Annotated in this window: 15 protein-coding genes and 1 pseudogene; 4 read left to right on the top strand and 12 right to left on the bottom strand. The window is 47.0% G+C overall.

What is annotated here, in order from left to right; translation table 11 throughout:
• The first annotated feature begins 46 nt into the window (after positions 1-46).
• Positions 47-967 carry a DMT family transporter gene (locus LJ740_RS13265; RefSeq protein ID WP_229529572.1) on the top strand — a complete coding sequence of 307 codons (921 nt, stop codon included), beginning with the start codon at positions 47-49 and terminating at the stop codon, positions 965-967.
• Positions 968-974: 7 nt separating this feature from the next.
• Here the strand turns inward: LJ740_RS13265 and LJ740_RS13260 are convergent, their stop codons facing one another.
• The 11 genes and pseudogenes from LJ740_RS13260 to LJ740_RS13210 all read right to left on the bottom strand — a co-directional run bounded on the left by LJ740_RS13260 (position 975) and on the right by LJ740_RS13210 (position 8,195).
• Complete coding sequence (locus LJ740_RS13260) at positions 975-1,088, bottom strand: DUF3224 domain-containing protein (protein ID WP_377306741.1); 114 nt, start codon at positions 1,086-1,088, stop codon at positions 975-977.
• Positions 1,089-1,402: 314 nt separating this feature from the next.
• A pseudogene (locus tag LJ740_RS13255) lies at positions 1,403-1,585 on the bottom strand (DUF3224 domain-containing protein); the annotation flags it as partial.
• A gap of 109 nt (positions 1,586-1,694) precedes the next feature.
• Complete coding sequence (locus tag LJ740_RS13250) at positions 1,695-2,432, bottom strand: VC0807 family protein (RefSeq protein WP_229529571.1); 738 nt, start codon at positions 2,430-2,432, stop codon at positions 1,695-1,697.
• 79 nt (positions 2,433-2,511) lie between these two features.
• The gene (locus LJ740_RS13245) at positions 2,512-3,072 is read right to left on the bottom strand and encodes a rhomboid family intramembrane serine protease (protein ID WP_229529570.1); all 561 of its coding nucleotides are present in this window, start codon (positions 3,070-3,072) and stop codon (positions 2,512-2,514) included.
• An 81-nt stretch (positions 3,073-3,153) separates the two neighbouring features.
• Positions 3,154-4,317, bottom strand: coding sequence for a glutathionylspermidine synthase family protein (locus tag LJ740_RS13240; protein WP_229529569.1), 1,164 nt, complete (start codon positions 4,315-4,317; stop codon positions 3,154-3,156).
• 15 nt (positions 4,318-4,332) lie between these two features.
• Positions 4,333-4,959, bottom strand: a complete 627-nt coding sequence (locus LJ740_RS13235; protein WP_229529568.1) for a DUF1190 domain-containing protein — start codon at positions 4,957-4,959, stop codon at positions 4,333-4,335.
• Between the two features lie 12 nt (positions 4,960-4,971).
• The gene (locus LJ740_RS13230; protein WP_229529567.1) at positions 4,972-5,391 is read right to left on the bottom strand and encodes a DUF350 domain-containing protein; all 420 of its coding nucleotides are present in this window, start codon (positions 5,389-5,391) and stop codon (positions 4,972-4,974) included.
• 15 nt (positions 5,392-5,406) lie between these two features.
• Positions 5,407-6,060, bottom strand: coding sequence for a YjfK family protein (locus tag LJ740_RS13225; RefSeq protein WP_229529566.1), 654 nt, complete (start codon positions 6,058-6,060; stop codon positions 5,407-5,409).
• The gene (locus tag LJ740_RS13220; RefSeq protein WP_229529565.1) at positions 6,053-7,099 is read right to left on the bottom strand and encodes a potassium channel family protein; all 1,047 of its coding nucleotides are present in this window, start codon (positions 7,097-7,099) and stop codon (positions 6,053-6,055) included. The genes LJ740_RS13225 and LJ740_RS13220 overlap by 8 nt, the downstream gene beginning before the upstream one ends.
• On the bottom strand, positions 7,096-7,776 hold the full coding sequence (locus LJ740_RS13215) for a PspA/IM30 family protein (protein ID WP_229529564.1): 681 nt from the start codon (positions 7,774-7,776) through the stop codon (positions 7,096-7,098). Before LJ740_RS13215 ends, LJ740_RS13220 begins: the two co-directional genes overlap by 4 nt.
• 29 nt (positions 7,777-7,805) lie before the next feature.
• Complete coding sequence (locus LJ740_RS13210; RefSeq protein ID WP_229529563.1) at positions 7,806-8,195, bottom strand: DUF2170 family protein; 390 nt, start codon at positions 8,193-8,195, stop codon at positions 7,806-7,808.
• Between the two features lie 132 nt (positions 8,196-8,327).
• On the opposite strand from LJ740_RS13210, the gene LJ740_RS13205 reads away from it, so the two are divergent.
• The gene (locus LJ740_RS13205; RefSeq protein WP_229529562.1) at positions 8,328-8,588 is read left to right on the top strand and encodes a DUF6471 domain-containing protein; all 261 of its coding nucleotides are present in this window, start codon (positions 8,328-8,330) and stop codon (positions 8,586-8,588) included.
• 33 nt (positions 8,589-8,621) lie between these two features.
• Here the strand turns inward: LJ740_RS13205 and LJ740_RS13200 are convergent, their stop codons facing one another.
• Entirely contained in the window at positions 8,622-10,259 is a 1,638-nt protein-coding gene (locus tag LJ740_RS13200) for a methyl-accepting chemotaxis protein (protein WP_229529561.1), read from the bottom strand.
• A 179-nt stretch (positions 10,260-10,438) separates the two neighbouring features.
• On the opposite strand from LJ740_RS13200, the gene queA reads away from it, so the two are divergent.
• Both queA and tgt read left to right on the top strand, forming a co-directional pair.
• Entirely contained in the window at positions 10,439-11,482 is a 1,044-nt protein-coding gene (gene queA, locus LJ740_RS13195; protein WP_229529560.1) for a tRNA preQ1(34) S-adenosylmethionine ribosyltransferase-isomerase QueA, read from the top strand.
• Positions 11,483-11,592: 110 nt separating this feature from the next.
• Entirely contained in the window at positions 11,593-12,714 is a 1,122-nt protein-coding gene (gene tgt, locus LJ740_RS13190) for a tRNA guanosine(34) transglycosylase Tgt (RefSeq protein ID WP_229529559.1), read from the top strand.
• Positions 12,715-12,728: the final 14 nt, after the last annotated feature.

The following is a 12,728-nucleotide window of genomic DNA, read 5'->3' as shown; positions in this document are numbered from 1 at the left end:
TGTCTTTTTCAGTATAGTTGCGCGCTCGCAACTTCAACGGATCGTCATGTTATCCCCATACCAATCTATTTCCGGACAACGCTCACTGGGTATCCTGTTGGCTATCTTTGGCACTATTTTGTTTTCTTTTAAGTCCATTGTCATCAAGTTGGCTTATCAATACGACGTGGACGCCTATCAGGTAATAGCCTTGAGAATGTTGTTTTCAGCGCCTGTATATTTACTGATCTTAGGTTTTTCCCACAAACGCCATGCACTTTCATGGACAAAGATACACACCAACAAATGGGTGATTTTGTGGTCGGGTGTGCTGGGCTATTACCTGGCCAGCTTACTGGATCTGATGGGCCTGACGTTGATCAGTGCTCAGCTGGAACGACTCATTTTGTTCACCTATCCTGGTTTTGTGATGTTGTTTAGCTGGCTTATCTGGCGAACCATTCCCGGACGCAATACCATTTTTGCGTTGGCGGCAACCTGGTTGGGTATTCTGGTGGTATTGGGCGTCGAAATTCAGAGTAACATGCTTGAAGTCTTGTGGGGGGGAAGCCTGGTCTTGATCAGTGCTGCGGCATTTGGTGGGTATCTGATACTGAGTAAAACCGGTATTGCAAACCTTGGCTCTCAGGCGTTTACCTGTCTGGCAATGCTGGTGGCTTCAGTGTCTGTTGCACTACACCTGACCATCATGGGGGAAGTGCAGATAGTGAACCTGCCCTGGCAGGTTTATCTTCATGTGTTGGTTTTGGCGATTCTGTGTACCGTGATCCCGTCATTGCTGATTGCTGCCGCTATCAGTCGTATTGGCCCACAACACGTCAGTATTTTAGGGGGGCTTGGGCCGGTGATTACCGCATTGTTTGCCGTTGCGTTGTTACAGGAACCCTTTGGTGTTGCGCATATTATCGGTATCAGTTTGGTGATGACCGGCGTCTATCTGGTGGCCACTGAAAAACGGGTTTCCTGATGCTGAGCTAGTCGAGCTGATACGCGAAGTCGTAGAAGTGTACGCCACCTTCGATTCGAATATGCATCTTGCCCGTTAACCCTGTTAGTTCTGCGGTACCTGAATCTGGCACTACTGACAATACCAGTTCCACTATATATTTGCCCTCTCAGCGCAGCCTCAGGGACATTAGTTCGAGGCGTGCGAATGAAAGAATACTGGTGGTCTTGTGAACTTCGCACAAAGCTTAACGCATCCTGCTCTCGCCCCTTACCAACATCCATGTTGGTAACAAAGAAATAATGTTCCTGAGGCGCGTCTACGATGGGGCTGAAAAGCATTTATACCGTGTTGGATGTTTTTGATTTAGGCCCGCTAGACCTGCAAACATCCGCCTTGTCTAAATGCCTTTCATCACCCACTGAGGTGGGTAAATATATAATGGAACTGGTATCATATCAGGCGGTTCTCTCCTGCGCACATCACGCCAAAGTGTTGAAGTACAAAACTGCCTTGCTTGCCCTCAAGACTTCCTTCAACCTGCTCGATGGCCATACGGCCCAGATTAACGCCGTGTTGTCCCTGGATATGGGGCTCCATTGGTGTCAGTGTAACGTCAAATTTGCCGGTAATTGTCATGGTTATTGCCTTTTTCTGTGATTAGGGTCTGTTTCGTGACTACAACACGCCTGTTCAGAACAAAATCTGTACTGTAAAGTGCAACAGACCTTATGTATAACCGCCTCGGTTAGCCTTTTTGTTGCTCTTGTTGTGCTTCGTTTAAAAAGGTTTCAATATCCTGACCGGTGAGTTTTTTCATTTGGCTGAATAAAAACCACAGCGCAATGAACAAAACAATCATGCTGGGGATCACTATCACCGGATAACTCATCGCTGTCATTTTACCCAGCTCTTCATTGTATTCCGGCGTACCCGGTGGGCTTATCAGTAAAACCTTTGCCAGAATGTAATTTAAGGTGGCGGATAAAAAGAACGAACCGGCCACTATCATAGAGCTTTGTGCCACTTTGCGTTCAAAGGCTTGCAGGTTGTTTTTTGCCGCTAATGCACTATTGAGCAGTGGCAGATTAATCAGTTGTTCATTCAGAATAAAAGTCTTCACCAATGGATATTGAGTGCGATTACTCACTAACACTGCAATACCAATGACAGCTGGTATCGCCGCTTCTTTAACCGCTATATATTGCGGGTCCAGCTCCATTAAGCTAAAACCACCAGTCAGGGAGACACTAATGATGCCCAGGACGGAAAACGGGTTTATTTTTCCGGAAGAGGTTAGATCCTTGATGCCATATCCAATGGGGAACGCCAAGGCGACAACGATACCCATAGCCGGTCCAAGATACTCAGGTTTGCTGAGATAGGTGAGGATCAGGGTGGGTAAAATGATATTAAACAGCAGGTTGCCAAAAAAGCCGCCCTGTTGTGGTTGCTGGTGAGAGTTTTGCTTATTTACTTGGGTCATGGGATTTGCATATTTTTAAAGTGACTGGATTATACCGCTGCCTGAACCAAAGTTGCAGGTATTGCCGGTGGAATTTGACCTATTTTCTGACTTTTTTCACAAATAATCGCGCAGCGCCGATACCCACCACAAAGCCGAACAGGTGGGATTCCCAGGAAATATAAGGCCGCATGGGCAATACGCCGAAAATGAGTCCGCCATAAAAAAAGCCCACTAACAGGGAGATCAGTATCAACTTAATACTGCGGCTGATAAAGCCGGCAAATAATAAAAAGCCGAAATAGCCGTACACCATACCGGAAGAGCCGAGGTGATATGCGTCTCTGCCCAACAGCCATACTAATATTCCGGTACACACCAGGATAAAAGCACTGGCCTGCCACCAGACCTTACGGCCATATTGCATCACCAACAGGCTGAACAGGCAGATGGGGATAATGTTAGAGGCATAATGCATCAGGCTTCCGTGCAAAAACGGACTGATAAAAATGCCTCCCAGAGCGTCAATTTCTCGAGGCACTAGCGCCAGGTGATTTAACTGGCGCCCGGTCACTAAATTGAGCAATTCCAGTACCGTCAATAATACGAACAGGCGCAATGTAAAATTCAGCTGTTCTTCGAGGCTGTAGGGTGAACTCAAAAATGGCTCCTGTAGTGAGAGTAGCACGCTTGTTTATACCTTATTTTGGCACGTTCGGATGCCGGATATTTGGAAAAAGTGTCACAAAATAATATGCGGTAAATAGCGAGATAAATCCTGAGTAATCGGCTGGATATCTTCCCTGATGGAAATACCGGCCGGCTGATCGTCCACTAACCATGAGCCGATGAGTGTGTGGTTATCACCAAACTTAGGGAGTGGGTACCAACTCTGGTAGATAAATCCTTCTTCGCCATATGGTCCATCGACACTGTGTTGTACCTCGCCGTTTTCCAGCACCGAAATGTTAGCCCCTTCACGGGAGAAGAGCGGCTTCTTTACCAGTTTGGATTCACTGGCGCTCGCCAGATCTTCTTCAAACCAGGCGGGCAGTAGGTTGGGGTGGTTGGGGAACATTTTCCACAGCAGTGGCAACAGGGCTTTGTTGGATAAAATAGCCTTCCACATGGGTTCAATCCATTGCGTCGGCGATTCGATGATGGCTGAGCCAAACTCTTCCTGCATCATAAATTCCCAGGGGTAGAGTTTGAATAGCAAGGCGATGGCGTTATCCTCCAGATCGGTAAAATACCCGGTGTCTGCTAAACCAATATCTTCGATAAAAAGAAACCGGTTGTTGATATTGCCGGCACTGGCGCAATCTTGCAGATACTGAACCGTACCCCGGTCTTCCTCGGTATCCTGGCAACAGGCAAAATGCAACGTATCTGCTTTGTACCAGTGCTGAATAACCTGCAATTGCGCGATGAGTTTTTCCTGCAGCGAATTAAATTGGTCGGCTGATTTACTGATTTTGCCGCTGTTTACCATATCTTCCAGCCACAGCCATTGCCAAAAACCGGATTCGTATAAGCTGGTGGGCGTATCGGCATTGTTTTCCAGCAGCTTAACAGGTTTGTCTTTGTGAAATACCAAATCCAACCGGGAATATAAAGAAGGCGTTTGGTCGCGCCAGGCGTCGGCAGTACTTTGCCAAAAAGCCTCAGGGATCTGGAACTTATTGAGCCAGTATTCATCGCTGACCACCAAATCAACCGCCTGCAAACACATTTGATGCAGTTCCGCGCTGGGGTCTTCGATTTGTTGCTCTATCTGCTGCAGCGTAAATTGGTAGTAGGCCGTTTCATCCCAGTAGGCCTGGCCGTACATAGTATGGAATCTGAAACCATACTCATCAGCCTGCTTGCGCCAGTGAGGGCGTTCTTGTGTTGGTATACGTATCATACAGCGTTGCTGGGGTTAACCACCCCATCCACTGCGACTACTGCTTTTACCCCAACTGGATTTAGCTCTCACCGAAGAACCAAAGCCACCGCGATTGATGGTACGGTTGACAGCTGGTGGTTTGGTGTAAGATTTCGATACTTTTAATTCTCGTTTGCGAAAATCGCCATAATCGTAACCACCTGCACCTATCCAGCGATATCGGTAGGGTGAATACCGGGAGTAGGAGGTAAATAAGGGTTGTGAGTAGCGTCTGGGTTCCAGCAAATCCCGGATAATATAGCCCGCCATCAGTGGCATAAACCAGCTGTTGCCCGACTCATTGCGATACACCACACACTGATCTGAGCCAAACTCGTGCTCACAATCCGCTTGTGAACCATATTTAGGGGCTGTTTCTGCCGCTTCTGCCAGGGCTTTTTCGTAGGCCATCTGGCATTGCTCGGCGTAGTCAGGGAGCTGATACTGACAATCATTCAGGCTGGTAAATACCATCGCTTCCTGACGGTTGTCACTGCAGGCTGCGGCCAAAAATACCGAGGCAATACCCACAGACAGGGGTTTGATTTGATGCTGTTTACGGTATTGTTCCCGATTTAAGGCACGACTTCGTTTGGCACCGGATTTGGTTTCTGTAGTCATAGTAACCTCCTGTTACCAACTCATGCAGGCGGCATTTAACAAACCAACAGACAACGACATCGCCGCCAACATAACACCGGCAGACACTTCATTGTCTTCTATGCGTTTCACGATGCGCGGCATAAAGGTAAAGCGCAACAGGGCAAATGCCAGGCCTTGCGCTACGATTGCCACAATGCCCCACACTACAAAGTCGATGAGATTGGCTGAGTTGGACACGGCGCCGGCCAGCGCAATGCTAAAGCCCACCATAGACCCGCCAAACCCTATCGCGGCAGCAACATTTTTTTCTTCTTTCACCAGCAACCATTCATCATGTGGCGTGATTGCCGTAAAAATAAACTTAAACACGAATAACATCAGGATTGAGATAACAAAATAAATCCCAAAGTTAGCCAGGCCTGCGATGGACTCCAAAATAGTGTCGGTCATTGTGTGCTCCTTGTTTTAGCCGTTAATTCGTAAATCTGCAGGATTAATATTAAAACCGGTGCTGATCACCAGGCAACGGTCATGATTATTATTAATGATTTTCTCTTCACCAGACACCTTCAGAGCTTCAAAGTTGTCATCGCCCAGGTCACGCTCGTAAAGCATAACAAATTGATCCGTGGTGCTGGTATCACCATCTTCTTCGTAGGTTTTTTCGGTCATGGCTACCGGCGGTGATTCCTCGCCAACGGCGTCCCAAACGCGCTGGAATTGACAGCCTTCTAGTGAATATTCCGGTTGTGAAATTTCCTGTTTGAGTAAACTCTGCCACTGATTTTCAGAGCCCACGGTTTTGGTATCATAAAAATACCAAAGCTTGACGTCTGTAATATGATTTTCTGTGTCGCCGCCATCCATTACCACTTGTAAATATGCATCATCATCAGTGTAGAAGCGCAGGATCTTGCCACCGGTATCCAGATTGACTTCTCCCACCGCCTGGATCAGGTGGTGACTGGCGGCGTTTTCAATGATCAGTTGTGGCTGCAGGAGTTTAAGTTTAAGGGCATCCAGTTCAAAAGAGCCGCCCAGGTACAGGCCCATTATTTCCGGCGCTTTTTCTGTGGGAGACAGTTTCTTTTCTTTAGAGCCAAACAGTTTACTAAACATAAAGTTTCTGCCATTCAATATCGGTAATGCGTTTATCGGCGATGTAATAGAGTTTATCGCCGCCTGAAATATGGGTGTCTAATGCCGGATTCAGTTCAATTTCCTTTAAATTTTCTGCTTTGGCATGGCCGATCAGAGTAGCGTTATATTGTTTTTTAAATTCTGTAAATAAGGTGGCAGTGCTGATGGAATTATCCAGTTGTGGTACCGCTACTGAATACTGAGCCTGCCCGGCGTACACGTCCAGCAGATCAAAATGCAATTTACTGGAACCTGGGTCAAATGCCGACTTGGCCAGCATTTCCACCGCGACACTGGGCATACATTCGACATTGGGGCAGTGTTCTGTCAGTAGCTTGACCAGACTTTCATCCTGGAAATAGGCCAGAATGTGGGCATTGGGGTTGCGATGACTGGCGTATAAGCTGGTGGTCATGGTGAGGTCATCCTGAGGATTGTCCACGATGATGGTCGCCGCAGCGTCGATGCTGGCGTTGTCCATATCAGCGTCCTGACTAAAGGAGTTCACTTTGACGAACTCAATCTGGTCTGGCATTGGATTTTCAACATCTACCTTTACGCACAATACAATAGACTGATCGTCACCGGTGTACTCGCGTTCGCGAAGCAACAACTTTAACAGATGCAACGTGCGTTCGCCGTTCCAGCCTATTAACAAAATATGATTTGATAAATGCACAGGTTTTAACCCCCTCGCTTTTTTGTGCCACTGTGCAGATACAAACGCAGCAGCTCGTCCCAAAACAAACGCAAAGATACTCAGGCCAACAGGAATGATGTAAAACGCAACGACGTATTTACCGGCGACGGTGGTGGGGGAATAATCGCCATAACCCACGGTAGAGCCGGTCACCACCATCCAGTAAATAAAATCCGTCGGGTTGGTTAATGCACTTTCTCCGGCCAGTTGCATAAACCACCAACTGCTTATTCCGTAAAGCAAAAGCGCCAGCACAATGGTGTGCCAGCGCATTTGAGTAAAGTAACGCATTAAAACTTTGCGTAGTTTGTATATCATTTTCCTAAAATTCGACTCAACTCATCTTCTGCTGAATTGCTACCACCTTTGACACCGGCAGCCTGTAGGCGCTTTTCCAGATCATCGGTGCTTTCATCGGCTGCCAGTTCCTCTGCGGCCTCCAGTTCGGCGGCACGCAAGTTCTGGCGCTTCTGAATGCGATCTAATGATTCTGTCGCCGTTTTCATTTTGCTGTTTGCCCCAAGGTGACGGGAAGACACTGCCACCTGTGCTTTTTGCACAGACTCAGTGGCCTTGACCATATCAACCTGTTGCTCCAGTCGGCGTAAATTCGCTTTCGCCTGACTGATGTTATTGGCTAGTTGTACCTCAGACTTTTTGAACTGGTCAAGGTAAGTTTGCTCCGTCTGCAATTGTTCGGTTAATTCAGTAACACGTTGAGCGCAGTCCAGCGCCAACTGACGATCTGTGTCAATCGCTTTGCGGGCGTGCTCTTCATATTCACTGATAGACTTTTGCAAACCGTCGACTTTTTGCTGCGCCAGCTTACATTTCGCTAAAATTTGCGTGCGGGCGTGATCCGATTTACGCAGTTCTTCTTTGGCTTCGCGGATTTCCTGTTCCAGGATTCGGATAGCCTGATTATCTGCCACTGATTCGGCAGCTTCAGTGACACCGCCTTTTACGGCAGTGACAAGTTTTCTCCAAACAGACATAGTACATCTCCTCAGATGGATGAAATGGGTTAATTTAAATATTCGTGCCAGGCATCGATAAAGGCTTCAACATTGTCGAACAGGGTATGAATCTCGATCAGGACACTGGATTCTTTGGACTGTGCACTAAGGGAGCCAAAGGCGGTGTAGTAACTTTCACCTGAAATATCTGAGATACCCACTGTGGTCAATGGAAACATCATATGGGTGCGCAATATGGCGTCGTTTAATTCGGCTGGATTGTTAACTTCGCTGGTAGCAAAAAGTAATGATTCCACTAAAATCTGTTCGCCGCTGATGGCAAGCCATGCGTCGATTCCATCCTGGTTTGCTATCAGCAGGCAATCATTTTCGCGTGTGACAACTAAATCTGATTCTTTACCAATGAGCGTTTCTAACTGGTCAAGATCCCAATGCATTGTTCCTCTCCGGGTTATTTAGTCTGGTGACTAGCATAGGCTATTATTTTCCCATCAGTCAAATTATTTGTTTGAATAAAAACGTAATTATTTGTAAATTATAAATCACAAACGTGATTTTTGGAGTGGATAATGGAATCGGTAAACTGGCGATTGGTAGTGCAGCGTCTGATTAAATCGGAAATGAGTTTAAAAGGGATTCGTTACCAGGACCTGAGTGACAAGTTGGCAGAGATAGCTGTAGTCCAGTCTGCTGACAATCTACGCAACAAAGTTAACAAAGGGATTTTAGGGGCAGATCTGTTGTTACAGATCATGTTTGTTATGGATATTAAAAAAATCGAGCGGGACAGGTTAAAAGATATCGCCAAGACCCTGATGAAAGATGACTGAGCGGTAACTCAGTCATCCGGGGGGGCTTTTGCGTTATACTTTTTGCCCCATCAGGCGAGCGATTAGTACCGCCATGCTGTTTTTCACTTCTGATAGCGTGACATTATCCTGATTACAACTTTCAGCGTGTTGTTCATTAACGGCAGCAATTTCCGCCAGCCCCAGAATATTCTGTTCTATCTCCATGGCCACATCAGATTGCTCTGCAATGGCGTCGGCTATTTCTTTGTTCAGTTCGTTTATCTGCTTAATAGCACCGGTTACTGATTTCAGATTTTTATCCGCTTCCAACACTTTATCGACACTAACCTGTGAATTTTTTTCGCCCAACTGAATGGCGGATACTGCGTTTTTAGCCCCCGTCTGCACATTTGCGATAATATCCTGAATTTCTTCGGTGGATTGTTGGGTTTTTGCCGCCAGGGTGCGGACTTCATCGGCAACAACAGCAAATCCGCGCCCCTGTTCACCGGCTCTGGCAGCCTCAATGGCGGCATTCAGTGCTAACAGGTTCGTTTGTTCGGCAATGCTTTTGATCACGTCCAGTACGGTTCCGACATTTCTGGCGTCTTCATCTAACTTATTAATCACACTGGCAGTATCATTAATTTGCCCGGAAGAATGGGTAATGGTATCGATAGTCTCCTGCATTACCGTGATGCTTTGGGAGGCATATTCGTCAGCCTGTGAAGCCGCTACGGAAGCTTCATTGGCACTATCCGTTATTCTGCGTGCCATTTCCGTCATACTCTGCATTGATACACTGACTCTGTCTGTGCCCCGGTTTTGGTCTTTGGCGCCCATGTCAATGGCTTTGGCACTGTCGTGCAAACTCGCAGACACCTGATCCAGATTACCCTGTACAGTGGCCATTTCATTACAGGTGGCATTCAGGCTGCGACGCAGTAACTCAATGGCTTTGGACATCTGTCCGATTTCATCGTCCCGAAAAAAGCTCAGCTCATCTTTAAAATTGCCTTTACTCACCTTGTAAAGGTGTTGGATAAGGGTGGTGATGGGATAAACCACTTTGTAGTTCATGAAAAGTGCCGACAGCGTCATGCTGACTACAATGGCCAGAAGTATCACGGTTGCACCCCAAAATGTGGTGGATTCCGCCCTTTCGCTTAATGTCTGACTCTTTTCCAGGCCGCTGTTTCGCAATGACTCTGACAAGGATTCCAGTAGTTTAGTGGGTTCTCTGTCGATTCCCCTGACCGCCTTGTCTGCTACCTTGTGAGCAAACTCACTTTGCAAAAATACCTGATAGCCTTGTTTATATTGCGCTTCAAGGTTTTGGTGGACGTTGATGAACTCCTGCATTCGCGACAGGTAGCTATCATCGATTTTGAGGTCGAGGAATTTCTTTGCGTCTTTCTGAACCTGCTCATGCCTTTCCTGAAATCGCTGCCAGTACTTGTTTCGATCGTCGTCGTTGTGACCTCTGAGCAGTACATTTTTCCATTCCTGTACCTGTCGCTTGAAATTCAGATTGATAGAATCTGCCAGTGTGGTTGCATTGACTTCGTGCTCAATTAATACGCTGTATTGTGCTATTTTTCCGGATAACAGAGTGGAGATGACAAACGCGATAACACCTACCGCTAAAATGCTGGCTCCCATCAGGGAGAGTATTTTGGTCCTTAGGTTTTTGAATTTCCCTGGAATCATAGTTAATGCTCTTTTTTCTTCAACGTTTACGCTGAAAATCGCCGATGGCGCGGAGTCTATTGCGAAAATGTTACGGGATTATGAAGTCTGAAATTTGCTCAATCTCCCGAATTTTCCGGAATATTTGCGCGTTTTTACGCAAAAACGTAAAATCGCCCACCTTGAAATAAGGAACCCCTATGCAGCTTTCAGATTTTGACTTTCACCTGCCCGAAGAACTCATTGCTAACTATCCGCCCAAAAATCGCACAGATAGTCGCTTGTTGCACCTGCAAGGGCAATCCGGTGAGATAAGTCATAAACAGTTTCCCGACATTCTTGAGTTGTTACAGCCCGGTGATTTAATGGTGTTTAACAATACCCGAGTTATTCCGGCTCGTCTGTTGGGGCAAAAGTCGTCTGGTGGCAAAGTAGAAGTGCTGATTGAGCGGGTACTGGATGAGCACCAGGTCCTGGCCCATGTTCGTGCTAATAAGTCGCCAAAGCCGGGCAATATTCTGCTGCTGGAAGAGGCACTGGAAGCTGAAATGTTGGGGCGTGAAGGCGAATTGTTCCACTTGCGCTTTTTACATAGCGAATCGGTATTCGATTTGCTGGAGGCCCATGGTCATATGCCATTGCCGCCCTATATTGAACGTCCGGATGAAGAGCAAGACAAAGAACGATATCAAACCGTATACAATCAAAAGCCGGGCGCGGTAGCGGCACCCACGGCAGGACTGCATTTTGATGAGCAACTATTAAGCGCCCTCAGACAAAAGGGGGTAAAAACCGCCTTTGTGACATTGCATGTCGGTGCCGGCACGTTTCAGCCGGTAAGAGTGGAAAATATCAAAGAACATCAGATGCATTCTGAATACGCCGAAGTACCCCAGGAGGTTGTTGACGCAATACTGGAAACCAAGGCCAATGGTGGCAGGGTCGTCGCGGTGGGGACCACATCGGTACGCTCGCTGGAATCAGCAGCACAAGCTTCAGACGATAAGCTGATCGAGGCCTTTAGTTCTGATACCTCAATATTTATCTATCCTGGATATCAGTTTAAAGTGGTGGATGCTATGGTGACCAATTTTCATTTGCCTGAGTCAACGCTGATCATGCTGGTGAGTGCATTTTGCGGTCAACAGAATATTTTAAAGGCCTACAATGTTGCTGTGCAGGAGAAATATCGCTTCTTTAGTTATGGCGATGCCATGTTTTTAGAAAGGTGCCACCAGCCATAAGGCGGATTAATGATTACCACCCGACAGTGGATTTCGTTTATAATCCGGAAATTTTGTGATCGCCTTATTATTTGGGGTCACGTTCATGTTTCATCAAAGCAAGATTTATCATGCAATTTGAATTGTTAAATAAGCAAGGCAAAGCCCGCAGAGGGCGCCTTAAATTTGAACGCGGTGTCGTGGAAACGCCCGCTTTTATGCCGGTGGGTACCTACGGTACGGTGAAAGGTGTGACGCCCGAAGAGCTGGACGACACCGGCGCGCACATTTGTTTGGGCAATACCTTTCATCTGATGCTGCGCCCGGGTACCGAGATCATGAAGTTACACGGTGACTTGCATGATTTTATGCAATGGCAAAAACCCATATTAACTGACTCAGGTGGCTTTCAGGTTTTTAGTCTGGGTCAGTTGCGCAAAATATCTGAAGAAGGTGTTACCTTTCGTTCGCCGATTAACGGCGAAAAAATTCTGCTAACACCGGAAAAGTCGATGCAGGTACAACGGGATCTCGGATCTGACATTGTGATGATTTTCGACGAGTGTACGCCTTATCCGGCAACCTTCGAAGAAGCGCGCAAATCCATGGAACTTTCTCTGCGCTGGGCAAAACGCAGTAAAGCGGCTCACGAGGGTAATCCTTCCGCCCTATTCGGTATTGTTCAGGGGGGGATGTACGAAGACCTACGGGATATTTCTCTGCAAGGCCTGGTGGATATTGACTTTGATGGTTACGCTATCGGCGGATTGTCTGTAGGAGAGCCCAAAGAGGATATGATTCGGGTGTTGGATCACACCGCCTGGAAGATTCCTGAGCATAAACCCCGTTACCTGATGGGCGTGGGTAAACCTGAAGATATCGTTGAAGCTGTGCGCCGTGGCATCGATATGTTTGATTGTGTTATGCCCACCCGGAATGCCCGCAATGGTCACCTGTTTGTACCCGAGGGCGTGATCAAGATCCGCAATGCCCGTCACAAGACGGATACCGGACCGCTGGACGAAACTTGTGACTGTTACACTTGTAAAAATTATTCCAGGTCATATCTACACCATTTGGACAAATGTAATGAAATGTTAGGTGCGCGCCTGAATACTATCCATAACCTGCGTTATTATCAGCGAGTTATGGAGGGCTTGAGAAACGCGCTGGACAACAATCAGCTCGATGAATTTGTCGCCGATTTTTATAAAAAGTTGGGACGACCAGTCCCGTCATTAGAACAAGATTAATCAATTTTAGGGAA

Origin of the sequence: Planctobacterium marinum, from assembly GCF_020687805.1 — a bacterium.
Classification (GTDB): domain Bacteria; phylum Pseudomonadota; class Gammaproteobacteria; order Enterobacterales; family Alteromonadaceae; genus Planctobacterium; species Planctobacterium marinum.
Note: the sequence above shows the minus strand (reverse complement) of the source record. Positions and strands in the feature narration are given on the sequence as shown.

What these genes read in the sequence shown, in the direction of transcription:
- LJ740_RS13240 (WP_229529569.1), bottom strand. Translation starts at nt 4,317, where the DNA reads ATGATACGTATACCAACACAAGAACGCCCTCACTGGCGCAAGCAGGCT.
- queA (WP_229529560.1), top strand. Translation starts at nt 10,439, where the DNA reads ATGCAGCTTTCAGATTTTGACTTTCACCTGCCCGAAGAACTCATTGCT.
- LJ740_RS13220 (WP_229529565.1), bottom strand. Translation starts at nt 7,099, where the DNA reads ATGATATACAAACTACGCAAAGTTTTAATGCGTTACTTTACTCAAATG.
- LJ740_RS13210 (WP_229529563.1), bottom strand. Translation starts at nt 8,195, where the DNA reads ATGCATTGGGATCTTGACCAGTTAGAAACGCTCATTGGTAAAGAATCA.
- LJ740_RS13235 (WP_229529568.1), bottom strand. Translation starts at nt 4,959, where the DNA reads ATGACTACAGAAACCAAATCCGGTGCCAAACGAAGTCGTGCCTTAAAT.
- tgt (WP_229529559.1), top strand. Translation starts at nt 11,593, where the DNA reads ATGCAATTTGAATTGTTAAATAAGCAAGGCAAAGCCCGCAGAGGGCGC.
- LJ740_RS13230 (WP_229529567.1), bottom strand. Translation starts at nt 5,391, where the DNA reads ATGACCGACACTATTTTGGAGTCCATCGCAGGCCTGGCTAACTTTGGG.
- LJ740_RS13200 (WP_229529561.1), bottom strand. Translation starts at nt 10,259, where the DNA reads ATGATTCCAGGGAAATTCAAAAACCTAAGGACCAAAATACTCTCCCTG.
- LJ740_RS13205 (WP_229529562.1), top strand. Translation starts at nt 8,328, where the DNA reads ATGGAATCGGTAAACTGGCGATTGGTAGTGCAGCGTCTGATTAAATCG.
- LJ740_RS13265 (WP_229529572.1), top strand. Translation starts at nt 47, where the DNA reads ATGTTATCCCCATACCAATCTATTTCCGGACAACGCTCACTGGGTATC.
- LJ740_RS13225 (WP_229529566.1), bottom strand. Translation starts at nt 6,060, where the DNA reads ATGTTTAGTAAACTGTTTGGCTCTAAAGAAAAGAAACTGTCTCCCACA.
- LJ740_RS13250 (WP_229529571.1), bottom strand. Translation starts at nt 2,432, where the DNA reads ATGACCCAAGTAAATAAGCAAAACTCTCACCAGCAACCACAACAGGGC.
- LJ740_RS13215 (WP_229529564.1), bottom strand. Translation starts at nt 7,776, where the DNA reads ATGTCTGTTTGGAGAAAACTTGTCACTGCCGTAAAAGGCGGTGTCACT.